18 protein-coding genes are annotated in these 18,917 nt (G+C 37.6%); 13 read left to right on the top strand and 5 right to left on the bottom strand.

Features of this window, described 5'->3' with window-relative positions:
• Nucleotides 1-18: 18 nt before the first annotated feature.
• Both GFU89_RS10520 and GFU89_RS10525 read right to left on the bottom strand, forming a co-directional pair.
• Nucleotides 19-1,605 carry a patatin-like phospholipase family protein gene (locus tag GFU89_RS10520; protein ID WP_318847084.1) on the bottom strand — a complete coding sequence of 529 codons (1,587 nt, stop codon included), beginning with the start codon at nt 1,603-1,605 and terminating at the stop codon, nt 19-21.
• Nucleotides 1,606-1,745: 140 nt separating this feature from the next.
• On the bottom strand, nt 1,746-2,645 hold the full coding sequence (locus GFU89_RS10525) for a CorA family divalent cation transporter (RefSeq protein WP_318847085.1): 900 nt from the start codon (nt 2,643-2,645) through the stop codon (nt 1,746-1,748).
• A gap of 73 nt (nt 2,646-2,718) precedes the next feature.
• Here GFU89_RS10525 and GFU89_RS10530 point away from each other — a divergent pair, with 73 nt between their 5' ends.
• Nucleotides 2,719-3,741 carry a beta-ketoacyl-ACP synthase III gene (locus tag GFU89_RS10530; protein WP_318847086.1) on the top strand — a complete coding sequence of 341 codons (1,023 nt, stop codon included), beginning with the start codon at nt 2,719-2,721 and terminating at the stop codon, nt 3,739-3,741.
• A 216-nt stretch (nt 3,742-3,957) separates the two neighbouring features.
• Here the strand turns inward: GFU89_RS10530 and GFU89_RS10535 are convergent, their stop codons facing one another.
• Nucleotides 3,958-5,118, bottom strand: a complete 1,161-nt coding sequence (locus GFU89_RS10535) for a thioredoxin family protein (protein ID WP_318847087.1) — start codon at nt 5,116-5,118, stop codon at nt 3,958-3,960.
• Between the two features lie 303 nt (nt 5,119-5,421).
• Between GFU89_RS10535 and GFU89_RS10540 the strand changes: the two genes are divergently transcribed.
• Entirely contained in the window at nt 5,422-7,041 is a 1,620-nt protein-coding gene (locus GFU89_RS10540; RefSeq protein ID WP_318847088.1) for a tetratricopeptide repeat protein, read from the top strand.
• Nucleotides 7,042-7,752: 711 nt separating this feature from the next.
• On the opposite strand, the gene GFU89_RS10545 is transcribed toward GFU89_RS10540, so the two are convergent.
• On the bottom strand, nt 7,753-7,974 hold the full coding sequence (locus tag GFU89_RS10545; protein WP_318847089.1) for a cytochrome C551: 222 nt from the start codon (nt 7,972-7,974) through the stop codon (nt 7,753-7,755).
• Between the two features lie 379 nt (nt 7,975-8,353).
• A complete protein-coding gene (gene pruA / locus GFU89_RS10550) occupies nt 8,354-9,979 on the bottom strand; it encodes an L-glutamate gamma-semialdehyde dehydrogenase (protein ID WP_318847090.1) in 1,626 nt (541 codons plus the stop codon).
• Nucleotides 9,980-10,387: 408 nt separating this feature from the next.
• Between pruA and GFU89_RS10555 the strand changes: the two genes are divergently transcribed.
• The 11 genes from GFU89_RS10555 (at nt 10,388) to GFU89_RS10605 (ending at nt 18,867) form a co-directional block, all read left to right on the top strand.
• Nucleotides 10,388-10,753 carry a hypothetical protein gene (locus GFU89_RS10555; RefSeq protein ID WP_318847091.1) on the top strand — a complete coding sequence of 122 codons (366 nt, stop codon included), beginning with the start codon at nt 10,388-10,390 and terminating at the stop codon, nt 10,751-10,753.
• A gap of 156 nt (nt 10,754-10,909) precedes the next feature.
• Nucleotides 10,910-11,212 (top strand): urease subunit gamma, encoded by a 303-nt coding sequence (ureA, locus tag GFU89_RS10560; protein WP_318847092.1) that lies wholly within the window; start codon nt 10,910-10,912, stop codon nt 11,210-11,212.
• 11 nt (nt 11,213-11,223) lie between these two features.
• Nucleotides 11,224-11,592 carry an urease subunit beta gene (gene ureB / locus GFU89_RS10565; protein WP_318847093.1) on the top strand — a complete coding sequence of 123 codons (369 nt, stop codon included), beginning with the start codon at nt 11,224-11,226 and terminating at the stop codon, nt 11,590-11,592.
• Nucleotide 11,593: 1 nt separating this feature from the next.
• Entirely contained in the window at nt 11,594-13,315 is a 1,722-nt protein-coding gene (gene ureC / locus GFU89_RS10570) for an urease subunit alpha (RefSeq protein ID WP_318847094.1), read from the top strand.
• 204 nt (nt 13,316-13,519) lie between these two features.
• The gene (locus GFU89_RS10575; protein WP_318847095.1) at nt 13,520-14,167 is read left to right on the top strand and encodes a hypothetical protein; all 648 of its coding nucleotides are present in this window, start codon (nt 13,520-13,522) and stop codon (nt 14,165-14,167) included.
• On the top strand, nt 14,157-14,666 hold the full coding sequence (gene ureE, locus GFU89_RS10580) for an urease accessory protein UreE (RefSeq protein ID WP_309433771.1): 510 nt from the start codon (nt 14,157-14,159) through the stop codon (nt 14,664-14,666). Before GFU89_RS10575 ends, ureE begins: the two co-directional genes overlap by 11 nt.
• Nucleotides 14,659-15,357: an urease accessory protein UreF gene (locus GFU89_RS10585; protein WP_318847096.1), complete on the top strand. Its 699-nt coding sequence runs from the start codon at nt 14,659-14,661 to the stop codon at nt 15,355-15,357. Before ureE ends, GFU89_RS10585 begins: the two co-directional genes overlap by 8 nt.
• Before the next feature lie 124 nt (nt 15,358-15,481).
• Entirely contained in the window at nt 15,482-16,120 is a 639-nt protein-coding gene (gene ureG, locus GFU89_RS10590) for an urease accessory protein UreG (RefSeq protein WP_105680942.1), read from the top strand.
• On the top strand, nt 16,121-16,909 hold the full coding sequence (locus GFU89_RS10595; RefSeq protein ID WP_318847097.1) for an urease accessory protein UreD: 789 nt from the start codon (nt 16,121-16,123) through the stop codon (nt 16,907-16,909).
• Between the two features lie 178 nt (nt 16,910-17,087).
• Nucleotides 17,088-17,789, top strand: a complete 702-nt coding sequence (locus tag GFU89_RS10600; RefSeq protein ID WP_318847098.1) for a hypothetical protein — start codon at nt 17,088-17,090, stop codon at nt 17,787-17,789.
• 190 nt (nt 17,790-17,979) lie between these two features.
• On the top strand, nt 17,980-18,867 hold the full coding sequence (locus tag GFU89_RS10605; protein ID WP_318847099.1) for an urea transporter: 888 nt from the start codon (nt 17,980-17,982) through the stop codon (nt 18,865-18,867).
• Nucleotides 18,868-18,917: the final 50 nt, after the last annotated feature.

Genomic DNA, 18,917 nt, shown 5'->3' on the forward strand with positions numbered 1-18,917 from the left:
TAAAATACTTAAAAATCCTTATCCCACCGTAGGCGTATCCTCTTCTTTCAGTATTTTCTTCTCTTTCATGGTGAGCATCATTCTTTCATATTTGTACTTTTCCCAGTCGAATCCATTAAGGAAATCAAGGGCAGCCTGGAAACCTCTGTTGAAAAGCTCTTCCTTTTCGTCTCTTTTCATAAAGAAATTCAGCCAGCTGCTGGTACCGCAGTTGACACTCTGTATGCTGTATAAACGGTAAAAAGTATGTTTGGTAAGGAAGGTTTTGTCATTAAAACCTTTTAATGTACTGATGATATTTCCGGCATAGCTGAAAGGTGTTTTAAGTATTTCTGCACTGGTTTTTCCTCTTTCCGAAAGAATAGCAGAATCACTCGTCAGCTGAACTCCGAAAAGGGGCATTCTCGGATAAAAAACTTCATCAGCATGAAACAGATCGATTGGGAAGTTGGAAATACTGCCTCCATCAATGAAAACTCCGGCTGGGTTGATATCTTCAGGTTGGGTATTCATCCAATATCTCCAGGCATACTTTACGGAACTGTCGTTCTTATTGATTTGTTTCTGAAAAGGTTCAAAGAAAAAAGGAACAGCCATAGATGCTCTTACAAACTCAGCCGGGCTAACATGTTTCAGTTCCTCTTCGGACCAGTAAAGATTGGCCATCGTAGGAAGTTCCACCTTAATTTTTGCATTGATGTCGGTGGTAATGACAACATATTCAGATTTGAGAAGGTAAAACGGGTTATTCTTATAATAATCATTATTGAGGGCACTTTCATAGAAAATTCTATATCGGGTCTGATCAATATGTTCCTTATTTTTTATTTTAATCTTTTCGATACTTTGAAGAGTCATTGTATAATACTCCTGGCCGTTTCCATATCGGTAGTTGAGATTTAGATCCTGTTCTTTCTGAATAAATTTTTCGTTGAGATGGGTCACTGTTTTTATTCCAAATTGATCCAGGGCATTTTGCATGGTATTCTGAAAAACATTTCCGGGATTGAGACCACTGTTTTCCTTTCTGAAATTATTGTACAGCTTTTGAATGCAGAAAAAAAGGATGACAGCCGGAATCAGAGGAATCAAAAACATCAGTTTGGCATTCAGTATTGTGGTTGAAGAAGCCAAAAAAGGAATACTGATCAGGATTATGAAAAGGATCGCAGCAATAATGGCATTGATCTTAAAAAAATCCTTATTGTTAAGCATCGCATGGAGCGTTGTTTTCACATAGGTTTTTCCATCCATAAAATCAGAAAAATCCCAGCTGAAAAGGATATCTTTGATAAGCTCACTTTTGGGTTCTTCTTTGGTTTTACAGGCCGCAATAAGCATGGTATTAATGGCTCCGGCACTCGTTCCGGCCACTTTCAGAAAACGGATTCCGAAGATTTCCAGGCCGTAAAGATAACCAACCAATGCACTCCCCCAGACACCACCACCTTCCTGTACAAACTCTATATACTGATTTCCAGATGAATCCATAAGATCAGAGAATTCTTTGGCAGATAGAGTCTCATGCAGGGCAGCCAGTTTTTCTTTGGAGGCCTGCGAAAGAGAAGAATCTTCCAGAATTTTGTTGAGGTTTTCAGCGGTCATGATATTCTGTTTTGGTGGTGTTTTGGTTAAAGACAAAAAGTAATCAACCAATTTATATTTTATCGAAGATAAAATCTTTGCGCCTTAAAATATTATACTATTGCATATTCTTTGCGTCTTTGCGTTGATATAAAAATTAATTACCACTGTTTTCTTCTCACATAAATAAAAGTGCTGATCATAATGGTAGCCATGACTCCCAGCGTTATAAAATATCCATATTTATGATGAAGTTCAGGCATGTTATCGAAATTCATCCCATAAACCCCTGCAATAAAGGTGATGGGTAAGAAGTAAATAGAATAGATCGCCAAAACTTTCATCACCTGGTTGGCCTTTTGATCCGAAAGTGCCAGGAACATAGAAATAAGGTTGGTAATCTGAATATTCAAATGATCAAAATCCGCCACTACATCTGTATGTTTATCCTTCAAATCGACAATTTCGGAGTCCTGTAAATTCAATAATTTAAATTTATTAATAGCATCCGTAGAAATTACCAATACCCGTGAATTTAGTCCTGATTTTCGTTTCAATTTATAAAGACGGCGGATCTGGCTTGTATGATTGGTGTTTTTAAGGAAAATCTCATTCTCTATATTGTCCATAGTCTCGAACAGACTTAAAGATTCATCATCAAAACTTTTCATGATCAATATAGCAATCATCAGTGTTATCTGCTGAGGATTGAGGTCTTCCTGAATCAGGGAAACTTTCTTCTTAGTTTCAGTGATACTTCTGGTTTTCATCCTGTGGATAGTGATAATGGTATTCTCTACCAGGAAAATCCCGATCTTTGTACTGATATCACTGATGGTATTCAGATTTTTCCTTTCCAGTTCTGTACTTTCACGAAGGAGAAAGAATTTTACATTTCCATCTTCTTCATATTTGGGAAGGTGATTGGCATCCATGGTATCTTCCAGTAGCAGATTGTTGATTTCATATCTTTCATGAAGGAATTTCAGGTCTTCTGCAGTAGGAGCCTCTACGTCTACCCATTCGCACTGGGAGGTTCTGTATATCGTATCAATTGGCATAAAGTAAAAATACTAATATTTTGAAAAACTATGTGTTAAATAAGTTTTATCTTTGCCAAAATTAAAAAACTATATGATTAAAAGTACAATAAAAGGTGTGGGATTTTATGTTCCAGATAACGTTGTTACAAATGATGATTTAGCCAAACTAATGACTACCAATGATGAATGGATTACGGAAAGAACGGGTATCAAGGAACGAAGACATAGAAAAAACAGGAATGATGCTCAGGAAACTACAGCTTATTTAGGGTTTAAAGCCTCAGAAAAAGCCATTCAAAATGCAGGTCTTACCTCAAAAGATATTGATTTTATTGTTTTTGCCACCCTTTCACCGGATTACTATTTTCCTGGAAGCGGGGTATTGCTTCAGGATATGCTGGGATGCGATACTATTGGAGCATTGGACGTAAGAAATCAGTGTTCGGGATTTGTATATTCTATGAGTGTTGCAAATGCATTTATCAAATCTGGTACTTATAAAAATATTCTTGTTGTAGGAGCAGAAGTTCATTCTTTCGGATTAGATTTTTCTGATGAGGGAAGAGGGGTTTCTGTTATTTTTGGAGATGGAGCAGGGGCAGTTGTACTTTCAGCTTCGGAAGATGAAAATTCAGGAGATATTTTAGCAGTAAATATGCACTCTGAAGGGAAATATGCAGACGAACTTTGTACTCAGTTTCCGGGTTCAAAATTCGGATGGAGTGACAGAATGAGAAAAGAGCCTGAAAATGTAACCAACAAAGAAGTATATCCTATCATGAACGGTAACTTCGTGTTCAAACATGCAGTAACAAGATTTCCTGAAACGATGATGGAAGCATTGAATAAAGCAGGAAAAACAGTTGAAGATCTTGATATGTTCATTCCGCACCAGGCAAACCTTAGAATTGCTCAGTTTGTACAGGGGAAATTCGGATTGCCGAACGAAAAAGTCTTCAATAATATTCAGAAATACGGAAATACAACCGCAGCTTCTATTCCTATTGCTTTAAGTGAAGCAATTGAACAAGGGAAAATCAAAAGAGGAGATCTGATACTTCTTTCGGCTTTTGGAAGCGGATTTACTTGGGGAAGCGTTTTGTTTGAATACTAAGAGAAGACAATAATTGCTTATTGCATCTTATTAAAACAGAAGGGAAGCATTATTTTCACTTATATCACAACTGAAGACGTGAAAATTCCCCTCTTTCGGAGGGGTGGTGAAAATTCAAAGAATTTTTGACGGGTGGTTTGCAAGACCCACTCACCAAACAACATAAAAAAAACCGCTGAACTTCAGTTCAGCGGTTTTTATTTTATGTATACCTAATTAAAGGCTTTTCAATAATTTTTCGGTGTCAGTAGAATCCTGTCCTGTACTTTTTGCCAGTTCAATAGACTTTTCAGCCCAGGTTTTTGCATTTTTCTTATCACCAATCTTATTGTAAAGATTAGCTAAAGTATCAGTGTTTGCAAAATTCTGGTCTTTCTTTACAGATTCCTGTGCCCAGCCAATTGCTTTTTCCAGAGAAGTCTTGTTGCTTACATTTTCAAAGAAGTTCCATGCAAGAGAATTCAACTCTTCAGAACCTGCTGCAGAATAGTCTTTGTAAAGGTCAAGAATAAGTTTTTCATACTCAGGAATATCTTTATTCTTCAAAGCTCTGTTAGCTTTCATTCTTTTTAAGATCTTGTCTGCTTCCTCTTTGCTAAGAAATTTCTGAGTTTCAGACATGAAATAGTTATCGTCCCATTTTTTGGTCTCAGCATTATATGCTTTTTTGGAAACGGTATTCAGTTTGATATTTTTGTTAAACTTTTCATACTTATCTTCCGGGAAGAATTTAACAATATCTGCTTTTTTATCCTGGAAAATCTTGTACAGCGGACTATCTGTAGTTTGAACCCCTGAAAGAAGCATTTGAACATCTTCCTGATCTAAATTAGGTTTCTGCTGGAAATAACGGTTAAGTACTTTACCAGCAAACTCAGCATCATTATACATCGTAAGCCCTGCAAGATTCTTTAAAAACTCAGGATCTTTTTCTCCTTTCTCAAACTGTTGCTTCAGAGAAGTCAGTCTTTTGTTCGGATCTTCAGCATCTTTGGCAAACTGGATAAAGTCTTTTTCTTCAACATATCCTAACGTTCTGTGTACCGCTTCACCATTTCCGTCAATAAACAGATAGGTAGGGAATGCTTTTACGTTATATTTTTTGGCCAGCTCAATTCCTTCACCCTTTTCCATATCAATTTTAGCATTGATAAAGTGAGAATTATAGTAGTCACCCACAGATTGAAGTGGGAAAATATTTTTTACCATTAGTTTACAAGGTCCGCACCATGAAGCGTAGGCGTCTATAAAGACCAGTTTTTTTTCTTTTTTTGCTTTGGCAAGGATAGAGGCAAAATTGCTGTCTTCAAATTTGATTCCCTGTGCCCATGCAAGAACTCCTATGAATATTGAGGAAAGTACTGCTATTTTTTTCATAAAAACTTTTTATTTCCCTGCAAATGTAATAAATATGATGACACATGAGCCGTCCATATTGAAAATAATTATAAAGGAACCTTAGTTTTAAAACAGACATCGGTTCATATGAAGGATAATCATTTATTGTTTTGGTCTAATTATTAAAATTAATGTAAATCATTATTTTGAGTTAAATGATTAAATTTCAATATAATGTTTTAATAAAAAATAAAATATCACTAGTTTTGTAAAAAACAAAAAGACACCCAGTGAAAATAATGATGAATTATTATAAAATAAAAAATAATAATTTGTTTCTGTATGTCTAAGAATCTCCTGAAATTTTTGTTTTTGCTGACAACAGCAGTCCCTATATTCGCTCAGAAAAAAAACAGCTTTGATCTTATCTGTGAAAGAACTTCTTCTGTCACTGCACATAAGGATTTGCCAAAAGCGATCAAAACTGCAGACTCTCTTTATATGCTGGCACAGAAGCCTTCTGAGAAAATACAATGTCTTATTCTCTCTTCAGAACTTTATCATCATGCCGGTGAACTTAAAAAAGCAATCTGTTATAGTGAAAACGCCCACTCGGTGATCAATCAGATTAATGACCCGGAACAGATGGCTGTTGTTACCAGATTACTTGCCAGGCAATATAGACAGGTAGGGTTATACGAAAGGTCTAAAAAATACATTATAAAAGGACTGGAAGCTTCCGGCAGGATTACCGATTTCCAAAAAAGTAATGAGGCGGCAGGACTCTTAAACCAGGAAATGGCTTTCTATGAAATGGAGCTTGGTAATTATTCAAATGCGATCCGATTTATAGAATCATCCCTGAAATATTTTGAAAGAATAGACAGTCGTAACGAAAACAGGACGGCAGCAGCTTCCTATCAGTTATTGGGTGATGTTTATTTCAAACTTAATGACTATCCTGTTTCAGAAAATTATTATAGAAAAGCTGAAGGTTTGCTCAAAGTGGGAAGCTGTACACTGGGATTGGTTTATAATGGTCTGGGCGGAATCCGTCTGAAGCAGAAAAACTGGAAAGATGCTGAACTGTATCTTAAAAAAGCTGAAAAAATTGCAGACACCTCCCGAAGTCTTAAGCTGAAAAAAGCTGTATACTCTAATATAAATGATTATTATGAAGGTACCGGAGATAATTTTAAAGCCTCTTTATATGCTGTAAAATATGTGCGTGCCTATGACAGCATTGAAGCCCGTAATCAAAGCTTCACAATGAAAGGAGCAGAGATTACAAAAGGGAAGACCAGTAAAAAGAGTGGACAGATGAATCTGGTGAAAAATGCGACTATTATTGTCTTATTTACTTTGTTGATTGGTTTACTTGTTTTCTTCAGAACAAAGCAGAAGAAACAGCGTTCAAAGTTCAGAAATATCATAAGAACTCAGTTGAAAATGATCAGCAGCAGAAGTAATCATCCTTTAAAACAATCCGATGATTCTGAGTTTTGCAATATATCTGTGGAGGAAATTGATGAAAAAGATTCTGAAACAGACCGAAGACGAAATGATTCTCTCATGACTTCCGAAACAGAATCAAAGCTGCTTGAACTCCTTGAAGATTTTGAGAAAGGTAATCTCTATAACAATAAAGGAATGTCTCTGTCTTTCCTTGCAGGTGAATTGAATACCAATACAAAATATCTGTCTTATGTAATCAATCAGCATAAGAGTGCTGACTTTAAATCATATGTCAATCGTTTAAGAATCAAATACATCGTGGATAAACTGATCAACGATGAAAAGTACCGACAGTATAAAATAAGCATTCTTGCTGATGAATGCGGCTTCTCTTCACACAGTAAATTTGCTGCAGTTTTCAAAGCGGTCACAGACTATTCTCCATCAGCCTATATCAAATATCTTGATGCTGAAAATCAATCGGATAAAAATGTTCATTTTCCGTAAAATGATTAAAAAGAGATAGGTTTTTAAATTCTATCTTGCCATTTTCGCGAAAATGAACAACCTATTATTTTACAGAAACCCTTTGCTATCCTATCTTTGCGCCAGTTCGAGGGACATGAACACCATTATACTACAGCTTATCTCTTTCAATTTTTGGAGAAATATCTCTTTTTCTGAAATTAAGATACATCGTAAGATCATCATCCCCAGCTGAAAACTAAGCCATGAAAATTAATATATAGAACAAGTGTATATTTCATTATTGAGACATCCACGATTCCCATTTTTATCTTCAAAGGAAATATTCTGTTCAGAATATAAACCATATCTCATAATCGGGGTTGATTGCCCGGTTTTTTTTCAGTCAAGTTTTTTTAAGTGCAAATCCACAGAAGTCTGTGGATTTGTGATTTTATTTAACCTTTGTACTGTCGGGTTTTGTATAAAAGATAAAAGATAAAAGATAAAAGATAAAAGATGTTGTCATTAAAATTCAATAGGGCTGGGTTTTAACCCAGCTAACCATAAATCTTATAGCCATTGGCTTTAGCCAAAACCTAAAATAACAGTCCTTTCAAGTCAAAACTTCATTATTATTATTATTATTATTATTATTATTATTATTATTCCAACATTTCCGGTTATTCAATAAAAAAATCTGCAGAACTTTCATCTGCAGATTTTCCATTTTAAATTGAACGTATATCAATACTATTTGACGGGAGACATTACCGCAGAATCCTTTTTAATCTTGATACTGTCAGGATTGGTCATTTTTGTAGTCATGGTATCAGTGGTTGTAGGCGATGCACTTTTTTGTGCATTATCTACTTTTGCTGAATCACGGTTGCTCGATGACATTGTCGATTCTTTGGTTCCACAGCTCACTGCAAATATTCCTATTCCAACGGCTGTTAGCAATAACTTTTTCATACTATCTTATTTTGGGGTGTATACGTATTAAAAATCAACAATTATTCCTAAGAGGGTAGGGAAACTCGTAAAATATAGGTAAAGTTTGTTAAAAGATGTTAGGTAGGTGGCAGATAATAGGTAATAGGTTGTAGGGATTAGGAGTTGGAGGAGTTAGGAGTTAGAGAGTATTAGGACATTGAGTATTGAGTATCGGAGGAATAAAAGTGTATTTCCAGATACCAGTAACTTTAAACTTTGAACTCTCGCAACTCGCATCCCGAAAACTCGTATCCCAAGCCTGCCTCTCACCACAAAAAAGCCCCGAAACCGAAATTCCGAGGCTGTATTTAAAGAACAGACAATAATTACTCATTGCCTATTATTCATTATTTATTCATTATCCTAGGTATGGATATTTGTAGTTTTTTGGAGAAACGAAAGTTTCTTTTACGCTTCTTACAGACGTCCATCTTAGAAGATTCATTTTAGAACCTGCTTTATCATTAGTTCCTGAAGCTCTACCACCACCGAAAGGCTGTTGTCCTACTACGGCACCTGTTGGTTTGTCATTGATATAGAAGTTTCCTGATGCATTTTCCAACGCTTTGTAAGCTTCAGCAATTGCGTAACGGTCTTGAGAGAATACAGAACCTGTCAATGAATAAGGAGAAGAAGAATCAACCAGTTTTAGGGTCTCTTTCCAGTCCTGATCTTCATAAACAAATACAGATAAGATTGGGCCGAAAATCTCTTCTACCATACTTTCGTATTGAGGATTTGTAGTTTCAATTACTGTTGGGTGTACAAACCATCCTTTAGAATCATCCACTTTTCCTCCGATTGCTACAGTAGCTTCACCTGAAGCATTAGCTCTGTCGATATATCCTTTACACTTCTCGAAAGAATTTTTGTCGATTACTGCGTTTACGAAGTTAGAAGTATCTTCCGGAGAACCTACTTTGATTGTGCTCATCTGAGCTTCCATTACTTTTTTCACATCAGCCCAAAGAGATTGAGGTACATAAGCTCTTGAAGCAGCAGAACATTTCTGTCCCTGGTATTCGAAAGCACCTCTTACCAATGCAGTAGCTACAGCTTCTATGTTAGCCGATGGGTGAGCAATCACAAAATCTTTACCACCTGTCTCTCCAACAATTCTTGGATAAGTTCTGTAGTTATGGATATTGTCACCAATCATTTTCCACATTCCCTGGAATACTTTTGTAGACCCTGTGAAGTGAAGACCAGCAAAATCACGGTGTGCCAATACTTTTTCAGCCGTTTCTTTTCCATCTGTAAAGATCATGTTGATAACCCCTGCAGGAAGACCCGCTTCAATCAATACATCCATGATTACTTTTGCAGAATATACCTGCTTGTCAGACGGCTTCCAAACCACTACGTTTCCTAACATTGCCATACAAGTAGGAAGGTTTCCGGAAATTGCTGTAAAGTTGAACGGAGTCACTGCAAAACAGAATCCTTCTAATGGTCTGTACTCAACACGGTTCCAGATTCCGTTGTCAGAAACTGGCTGTTCCGAATACATTTCTGTCATGAATTCTACGTTGAATCTTAAGAAGTCGATGAACTCACAAGCTGCATCAATTTCAGCCTGGTGTACATTCTTAGACTGTCCGATCATTGTAGCAGCATTGATTACGTCTCTGTAAGGACCAGCCAAAAGATCAGCTGCCTTTAAGAAAATTGCTGCACGCTGTTCCCAGCCTAGTTCATTCCAATCGTTTTTAGCTGCCAATGCCGCGTTGATAGCGTCATCCACATGCTGCATACCACCTTGGTAGTAGAAACCGAAGTCATGAGCATGATCCTGTGGAGACTGAAGTTGTACTTTTGTATCAGTTTTCACTTCCTTTCCGTTGATGATCATTGGAACTTCTACCTTTTCTGCCCACATTTTTTTATAAGTGTCGATAAGGCTCTTAACTTCTGGAGATCCCGGTTCATAAGAATTTACCGACTCATTTACCGCTAATGGTACTTGCGAAATTGCTTTTGACATATTACGTTTTATTATTTTATTAAATTAAATAAGATGTGTATACAAATTTACGATAATTATAAGGAAAGAAAAAAATACCGTCTGTTTTTATGAAATAAAGCTTATTATTAAGTAATCGTTAATGAATAAAGGTTTTTTAACATGTTGTATTGAGAATGAGAGATGTATTTATTCGATCTTTTAAATAGAAGGAAAAGATGAGGCAGATAATCATAATTATAGGAATTGGGACAATAAAATATTTGTCATAGTTCATACACAATGCTTAAGTCTTATGAATAAGGGATTTATACTGAAATGTTAAATTTATATAAAATTGTATTTGTTGCGATTTTGAACATTTTAAATAATTTTTTTGATAGCCGGGGTTTTAAGATTGTTATAATTTTACATCATTATTAACAGGGTATGAAAAAAAGAGTCATATTTTTCTCTTTTCTGATATTTTTCTCAGCGTTGTGTGCAGGTCTTTTTGCACAGAAAGGGAAAACTCAACCCTATTCTGATATTCTTTCAAAAATTCATCTCCTTCAGCAGAAATCTGACCAGCAGACCCAGCCTGAAATATATAGTTTTTCAGATGTGCAGGATGCACAGGATTCTAATGACTGGGAGAAAGTAAAATTTGATTACTCAATACTTGCGCAGCAGTGGTTACACTATTTTTTTGCAGGGTATTCTCACAATACACGGGTTGCGGCCGTTCAAAACCGTACTTATATTACAGCACCAAGATACATTCTGTATCATTGCCTGCAGATTGCGGGCTGCTAATCCCTTTTCAAAATTTTTTATGATCCGTCATGGTTTGTATTCATGTCAATACAGATCCGTAAGAATCATTTTCATTTTACACTTTTGAACATTTCTATTTGCCTTTACAGAGAGGTGAACGGGATATTGTTTGTCCAATTTTAAAATAAAAATACTATGCACTTAACACCGAGAGAAACGGAGAAGCTTATGCTATTTCTGGCAGGCGAACTCGCTCTAAAAAGAAAGGCAAGAGGCCTTAAATTAAACTATCCTGAATCAATAGCACTGATCAGCCACTTTTTACTTGAAGGAGCAAGAGATGGAAAAAAAGTAGCTGAACTGATGCACGAAGGAGCAAACCTTCTCACCAAAGAAGATGTGATGCCCGGCGTTTCAGAAATGATCCATGATGTTCAGATTGAAGCCACTTTCCCAGATGGGACTAAGTTGGTAACCGTACACAACCCAATCCGCTAATACGACAGATTATGATACCAGGAGAAATTTTTGTAAAAGAAGGCACAATTATCTGCAATGAAGGCAGAGAAACTGTGAAAATAAAAGTAACAAATACAGGAGACCGCCCTATTCAGGTAGGTTCACACTTCCACTTTTTTGAAGTCAATAAAGCCATGAGCTTTGACCGTGAAAAAGCTTTCGGAAAGAGACTGAATATTGTAGCAAGTACTGCAGTACGTTTCGAACCGGGAGAAGAAAAAGAAGTGGAACTCGTAGAAATAGGAGGATCCAAAAAAGCAATGGGCTTCAATAACCTTGTGGACGGACAGATAGATTCTGAAGAACAGAAAAAAACAAGCCTTGCAAAAGTTGAAGAGTTAAACTTTAAAAATCACTAAGATGAGCTTACACGTAGACAGAAAACAGTACGCCAATATATTAGGTCCTACAGCCGGAGACAAAATCAGACTGGGAGACACTGAAATTATTATTGAAATTGAAAAAGATTTCACCCATTACGGAGACGAAGCCGTTTTCGGAGGGGGAAAAACCGTTCGTGACGGGATGGGGCAGAATGTTACCGCTAAAAGAGATGAAGGTGTTCTCGATCTTTGTATCACAGGAGCAGTTATCATTGACCACTGGGGAATTGTAAAAGGAGATATCGGAATCAAAGACGGGAAAATCGTAGGAATCGGAAAAGCAGGAAATCCTGATACGATGGATGGGGTAAGTCCTAATATGATCATTGGGGCTTCAACTGAAGTTCACGGTGGAAAAGGATATATCGTAACAGCCGGAGGGATTGATACCCACATCCACTATATCTGCCCTCAGCAGATCGAAACCTCTTTATACAGTGGAATTACTACTATGATTGGCGGGGGAACAGGTCCAAACGATGGAACCAACGCTACAACAGTAACTCCGGGAAAATTCAACATGCAGAAAATGCTTGAAGCAGCAGAAGAATACCCTATGAACCTTGGCTTCTTCGGAAAAGGAAACTGTTCAGCAGAAGAACCTATTGAAGAACAGGTGGAAGCCGGAGCTTTGGGAGTAAAAATCCATGAAGACTGGGGAGCAACTCCTGCAACTATTGATGCAGCATTGAAAGTAGCTGATAAATATGACGTTCAGGTTGCTATCCACACCGATACTCTGAATGAAGGAGGATTTTTAGAAGATACAATGAGAGCGATCAACGGAAGAGTAATCCACACCTTCCACACAGAAGGAGCTGGTGGAGGCCACGCACCGGACATCATCAAAGCGGCTATGTATCCAAATGTATTGCCAGCTTCTACAAATCCTACACGTCCTTACACGGTCAATACAATCGATGAGCATTTAGATATGCTGATGGTTTGTCACCACTTAAGTAAAAATATTCCTGAAGATGTGGCGTTCGCAGATTCTCGTATCCGTCCTGAAACTATTGCGGCAGAAGATATCCTTCATGATATGGGAGTTTTCAGTATTATGAGTTCAGATTCTCAGGCGATGGGAAGACCGGGAGAAGTCATCACAAGAACATGGCAGACGGCAAGCAAAATGAAGGAGCAGAGAGGTGATTTAGCTGAAGATCAGGATAGTGGAAACGACAACTATCGTGCAAAAAGATATGTGGCTAAATATACCATCAATCCGGCAATTGCACACGGTATTTCAGAATATGTAGGATCTCTTGAAGAAGGAAAATTGGCAGATTTAGTGATCTGGAAACCTGCATTATTTGGAGTAAAACCGGAAATGATTGTAAAAGGAGGATTTGTAATTGCGGCTAAAATGGGAGATCCGAATGCATCTATTCCAACACCTCAGCCAATTATTTACAGAAATATGTTCGGCGCTCACGGAAAAGCCAAGTTTGGTATTTGCGCCAACTTCGTTTCCCAGGTTTCTATCGACAACGGAACTATCGCTTCTTATAAATTGGAGAAAATGATTCTTCCGGTAAAAAACTGCAGAAATATTTCCAAAAAAGACCTTATTCATAACGATAAAACGCCTTTAATTGAAGTGAATCCTGAAAACTATAAAGTAACGGTAGACGGTGAATACATCACTTGCGAGCCAGCGGAAAAACTGCCTTTAACACAGTTGTACTTCTTGTTCTAAGATAAACTTAAAGTAGAGTATTTGAAACCAAAATTATTTGGCTGTTGTCATTCTGAACACAGACTGAAGGTCTACGAACGTAGTGAAGAATCTCGTGGAATTTAAGGAGATTCTTCCTTCGTCAGAATGACATTTTCAGAAACATTCTCTCTTTATTCACAGTTGTCTTTAGAATTTTAAAACAATTATAGAACTAAGTTTAAAATGAAATATTTAAATAAAACAGTTGTTTCACTTGCCGTAGCCGGAATATCTATGCTTTCGGGGAATTTAAGTGCTCAGTTTCTGGGCGGACACAGGCTTAAAAGTGATGAAGAAGGACCTAAAGGGCAGTTTATGGTGTATGGTTCATTAGACTATTCTAAAATTACAACACCATCCACTAGCAGCAGTACCGTTTCCAGCGCACCTCTTGGAGTGGGATACTTCATCAATAATAATGATCTTATCGGAGTCAATTATGCGTACTCACAGAATACAGTTGATCACAATGTAGTCTATAAACAAAACGAGGCTGGTATTTGGTATAGCCCATCATTGATGCTTGGAAAATACTTTGTATTGATCGGTCAGGTAGATGCCCATTATGTTTGGGGACAACAATTGTCAACGGCTGCTGATGCAATGCAGAATTTTAACGGATTCCGTCTTCGTGCCTATCCTTTGATTGGGATATTACTTGGAGGAGGCTGGGCTCTGAAATTCAAATTTGCAGAACTTTCAATGCTTCAGACTAAAACAAAAGAAGAAGGCTGGACAAAAAACTATGTAGCAGGAATCAGTGGTTCAACATTCGGGGTAGGAATCTCCAAAAACTTAGACTTTAGAAAAAAATCCAAAAATGATAATTAATCAAATCATAGGCAATCTCTCAGAAAATCCTACAGGGAAAACCATAGATTATCTTGATCTGGAATGGTTTGAAACTACCAAAAGAATCCAGCGTAAAAAAACCAGACAGGGAATTGATGTGGCTATCAAATTTCTCAGAGAAGGGCAGCGTTTGCGTGAAGGAGATATTCTTTTTGAGGATGCAGAAAAAATAATTGCGGTAAATGTTCTGGAAACAGAAGCTATCGTGATGTCACCCACATCATTATTGGAGATGGGAACCGTGTGTTATGAGATCGGAAACAAACATATTCCGCTTTTCATTCAGAATGATAAAGTATTGCTCCCTTTTGAAATGCCAATGTTCAGATGGCTGGAAGCAAGCGGGTTCAAACCGGAGAAACAATCCGTGAAGCTGCTCAACCTTCTTAAATCTAACGTAGAACCTCACGGACACGGAAGTCTGGGATCAACAATCTTTACAAAAATCTTAAAAATGGCCGCCCCGAAAGATGAATAACAGCAACATAAACTTCTTGTCAGGACTGCTTCATCTTGCAGATCCTACACTTCCCATCGGTGGTTATACCCATTCCAACGGACTTGAAACCTATGTGCAGGAAAGGATCGTGCATAATTTAGCTACCGCAAAAGAATTTGTACAGAATATGCTTCAGTACAACTTTAAATTCAATGATGGGGCTTTTGTAAAACTGGCTTATGAAGCAGCTGAAAAAGGAGATTTGCAGGAATTGTTACTTCTTGATAATGAATGCAACGCTATAAAATGTCCGAAAGAAATCCGACAGGCCAGTCAGAAATTAGGGATCAGGCTAATCAAAATCTTTAAAAGAAGAGAGCATTTCCCTTTTATGGAAGCGTTTGAAAAAGCAGTGCAGAATAAAGAAGCCAACTCCCATTACTGTATTGTGTTTGGAGTGTATGCTTACCTGATGAAAATTCCTTTATACGAAGCTCTTTTAGGATTTTATTATACCTCAGTTGCGGGAATGATTACCAATGCGGTAAAGCTTGTTCCTCTTGGGCAGCTGGACGGCCAGGATATCCTGTTTTCGCTTTATTCTGTAATGGAAAAAACAGTCTGGGAAACTATAGAACTGGACCGAGATATGGTAGGACTTTGTAATACCGCTTTTGACATCAGATGTATGCAGCACGAAAGATTATACTCAAGACTTTATATGTCATAAGAGATGAAAAAGCAAATAGGTGAATTGCCCTCTGCTGAGTGAAACGCCTTTGCGATCGTAAAATATTCACGGTAAAAAAACTTAGCGCCTATAGCGCTAAAAAACAATTAAAATTTTAGAAAAAATGGAAAACAGAAAATATATAAAAGTAGGAGTTGCAGGACCTGTAGGTTCAGGAAAAACTGCATTATTGGAACGTTTAAGCAGAAAATTATTCGGGAAATATGACCTTGGAGTAATCACGAATGATATTTATACCAAAGAAGATGCTGAGTTTATGGCTAAAAACAGCCTTCTTCCCCACGACAGAATTATCGGAGTAGAAACAGGAGGCTGCCCACACACAGCGATCCGTGAAGATGCAAGTATGAACCTTGAAGCTGTAGATGAATTGGCAGCACGTTTCCCTGAGATCGAACTGGTTCTTATTGAAAGTGGAGGTGATAACCTTTCAGCGACATTCAGCCCGGACCTTGCAGACGTAACTATTTTCATCATCGATGTAGCAGAAGGAGAAAAAATTCCTAGAAAAGGAGGTCCCGGTATTACAAGATCAGACTTATTGATTATCAATAAAATTGACCTTGCCCCTTACGTAGGTGCCAGCCTTGAAGTAATGGAAAATGATGCCAGAAGAATGAGAAAAGGAAATCCTTTCGTATTCACAAACCTTAAAACAGATGAAGGATTGGACAAAGTAATAGGTTGGATTAAAAAATATGCTCTTTTAGAAGAAGTTGAAGAACCGAACTTAGTAAGATAAATGGACAGTCGTTTAAATATTATCGCAGGATTTAAGGGAGGAGAATCCTATGTGAAAGACCTTTATGTCTCACTTCCTTTCAGAGTAGTTTCTGTAGGGCAGCGAAAAAGTGACAAAAAGCTCTATCAGATGGTGATGAGCTCCTCTCCGGGAATTCTGGACGGAGACCACTACCATTTGGAAGTTGCCCTTGAAAAAGGGGCTGCCCTTCAGCTGCAGTCACAATCCTATCAGAGGCTTTTCAACATGAAGGATAAGGCACTTCAGGAGCTTAACGTTTCTATGGAAGATGAGACGTCTTTTGCTTACGTTCCTCATCCTATAGTTCCCCATGAAGATTCCAATTTTAAGAGTAAAGCGAATATTCATATCGGGGACAACAGTCAGATTATCATTAGTGAGATCATCACCTGCGGAAGAAAACATTATGGAGAAGTTTTTAAACTGAAACGTTTTCAGAATGTGATGGAAATCTACCACAACAATAAACTGGTAGTGAAAGATAATGTTCTCATTCAGCCTGACATGATCCCGATCAGCAGTATCGGAAACCTGGAACAGTACACTCACCAAGGAACCCTGATCTTCTACAGTACGAAAGAAAATGTAGACAAAAACGGATTGATTGAAGAAATAGTTGAAGCAGCCGCGCAGCATCATGAACAAATGGAAGTTGGGGTTTCTGCAATGGATGACAATGGTTTTGTAGTAAGAGCTTTGGGACATGGAGGTGAACTGATGTACAACTTCTTCCTGCGTATTCAGGAAATTCTATGGTCGTTGGAGTAAAAGGAGAGCCTTATCAAGGTTCAAAATCTTGACAAGAATTCTCATAATGATTCATCTACAAAATTTGCGAGAAGCATATTCAATAGAAGTGGGCTTTAGCCCGCTTAATAAAAAGAAATCTTCCATTGGCTTTAGCCAAAACTTAATAAAGAATCTGAAATAACAGAATTAATAAAAAATGGATAGTACAGTTTGGGCGCTTCTTTTGAGTGCCGTTTCAATAAGTTTCATACATACCGCTTCAGGGCCGGATCACTACCTGCCATTTATCGTGATTTCAAAATCCAAGAAATGGAGCGGTATGAAAACAGCAATATTAACGGTTGTCTGCGGTTTCGGACACGTATTCAGTTCTCTGATTTTAGGTTTTATCGGGGTTTTCCTTGGATGGCAGCTCAATAAAATCTCATGGTTTCAGGATATCAGAGGGAATTTCTCAGGATGGGCGCTGCTTATTTTTGGAGGTGTTTATCTGGTATACGGTCTCATTCAGGCAATCAGAAATAAACCACATAAGCATTTTGATGTGATGGGTGATGATGTTTATGTATACGAACATAATCATAGTGAAATGATAATGCCTCAAAAAAGAATAAAAGTGACTCCGCTTGTACTTTTCATGATTTTCGTAATGGGCCCCAGCGAACCTTTGATTCCTTTATTATTCTATTCAGGAGTAAAACACTCAATGTCTGAAATTGCTGTTCTGGTAACTTCTTTCACTGTAACTACCGTTTTGACAATGCTTGGAATGGTTCTTCTGGGACGCTATGGATATTCAACACTGTTCAATACCGAAAAACTGGAAAGATACATGGGAGTGGTAAGCGGAGTTGTAGTAACCGTTTGCGGAATCGGAATGGTCTTTCTTGGATGGTAAACGAGTTTCGGGGTGTAAATGGTAGAGTTTGAAGGTAAGAGAGTTTGAGAGTGGAATTGTTTAAAGCTGTTATCCTTTCATTGACAATTCACCATTCACTTGCGAAGCAAAATTGATTCTGCCTCCCATGTCTATCATCTATCCGTCTCTTATCTTAATATCCACAATTATTAATACAATTAAAAAAACTATGAACGAATTTTTCAAAAAACTACCTTTTATAGACCATGTTTTGAAAGGAATCGGACAGATTATGCTCCAGGAAAACAGATGGACAGGACTTCTGTTTCTTATAGGAATCTTTATGGGAAGCTGGCAGTGCGGGGTGGCGGTATTACTTTCAACGGCAGCCGGAACTTTCACAGCAATGAAACTTAACTATGCCAAATCTGAGATCAATGCCGGACTTTACGGCTTCAGTGCAGCACTTGTAGGAGTAGCGTTGTCCTTTTTATTTGAGACTACATTGTTGATCTGGATTTTAATAGTGCTGGGCGGAGCATTGGCGGCTGTTATTCAGCATTTCTTTATGCAGAAGAAAATTCCGGTCTTTACTTTTCCTTTCATTATCATCACATGGATATTGGTATTTGCCCTCCATCATTTTACCCATATTCCACCATCTGCGATGTTGAGCAGTGAAGTGGTGCCTACAGACTATGATGACTTTCTTGCCTGTACCAATGGTTTTGGTGAAGTAATATTTCAAGGTGGAGTTGTTTCAGGAATGATCTTCTTTCTTGCCGTTTTTATCAGTTCTCCCATAGCCGCTTTATATGGGCTGGCGGCATCTATTCTCGGTGCAGGATTATCTCAGTTGAACGGAGAACCTATTAAAGAAATCCACATGGGATTATTTGGTTTTAATGCTGTGCTTTCGGCAATCGTTTTCTCAGGAGTAAAAAAAACAGATGGTTTATGGGTACTTATTGCTGTTCTTATCACTATTGCCATTGATGATCTTTTAATAGACAATCATTGTCTGGATATTGTAGGTGGAGTATTTACTTTCCCATTCGTAACCGGAACGTGGATTACGCTTTTAATTCAGAAAGTATTCCTTAAAGCGAAAGCGTAGCTTCTGGGTTGGAGAGTTTGAAGGATTTGAAGGTTGTGGAGCTTTACGTA

The sequence above is a fragment of the Chryseobacterium sp. JV558 genome (genome assembly GCF_033712365.1).
Classification (GTDB): domain Bacteria; phylum Bacteroidota; class Bacteroidia; order Flavobacteriales; family Weeksellaceae; genus Chryseobacterium.

Bases quoted from the DNA above. Each gene is read 5' to 3' on its own strand.
- pruA (WP_318847090.1), bottom strand. From the start codon at position 9,979: ATGTCAAAAGCAATTTCGCAAGTACCATTAGCGGTAAATGAGTCGGTA.
- GFU89_RS10600 (WP_318847098.1), top strand. From the start codon at position 17,088: ATGGATAGTACAGTTTGGGCGCTTCTTTTGAGTGCCGTTTCAATAAGT.
- ureC (WP_318847094.1), top strand. From the start codon at position 11,594: ATGAGCTTACACGTAGACAGAAAACAGTACGCCAATATATTAGGTCCT.
- GFU89_RS10585 (WP_318847096.1), top strand. From the start codon at position 14,659: ATGAATAACAGCAACATAAACTTCTTGTCAGGACTGCTTCATCTTGCA.
- GFU89_RS10595 (WP_318847097.1), top strand. From the start codon at position 16,121: ATGGACAGTCGTTTAAATATTATCGCAGGATTTAAGGGAGGAGAATCC.
- GFU89_RS10530 (WP_318847086.1), top strand. From the start codon at position 2,719: ATGATTAAAAGTACAATAAAAGGTGTGGGATTTTATGTTCCAGATAAC.
- GFU89_RS10575 (WP_318847095.1), top strand. From the start codon at position 13,520: ATGAAATATTTAAATAAAACAGTTGTTTCACTTGCCGTAGCCGGAATA.
- GFU89_RS10545 (WP_318847089.1), bottom strand. From the start codon at position 7,974: ATGAAAAAGTTATTGCTAACAGCCGTTGGAATAGGAATATTTGCAGTG.
- ureE (WP_309433771.1), top strand. From the start codon at position 14,157: ATGATAATTAATCAAATCATAGGCAATCTCTCAGAAAATCCTACAGGG.
- ureG (WP_105680942.1), top strand. From the start codon at position 15,482: ATGGAAAACAGAAAATATATAAAAGTAGGAGTTGCAGGACCTGTAGGT.
- GFU89_RS10605 (WP_318847099.1), top strand. From the start codon at position 17,980: ATGAACGAATTTTTCAAAAAACTACCTTTTATAGACCATGTTTTGAAA.
- ureB (WP_318847093.1), top strand. From the start codon at position 11,224: ATGATACCAGGAGAAATTTTTGTAAAAGAAGGCACAATTATCTGCAAT.
- GFU89_RS10525 (WP_318847085.1), bottom strand. From the start codon at position 2,645: ATGCCAATTGATACGATATACAGAACCTCCCAGTGCGAATGGGTAGAC.
- GFU89_RS10540 (WP_318847088.1), top strand. From the start codon at position 5,422: ATGTCTAAGAATCTCCTGAAATTTTTGTTTTTGCTGACAACAGCAGTC.
- ureA (WP_318847092.1), top strand. From the start codon at position 10,910: ATGCACTTAACACCGAGAGAAACGGAGAAGCTTATGCTATTTCTGGCA.
- GFU89_RS10535 (WP_318847087.1), bottom strand. From the start codon at position 5,118: ATGAAAAAAATAGCAGTACTTTCCTCAATATTCATAGGAGTTCTTGCA.
- GFU89_RS10520 (WP_318847084.1), bottom strand. From the start codon at position 1,605: ATGACCGCTGAAAACCTCAACAAAATTCTGGAAGATTCTTCTCTTTCG.
- GFU89_RS10555 (WP_318847091.1), top strand. From the start codon at position 10,388: ATGAAAAAAAGAGTCATATTTTTCTCTTTTCTGATATTTTTCTCAGCG.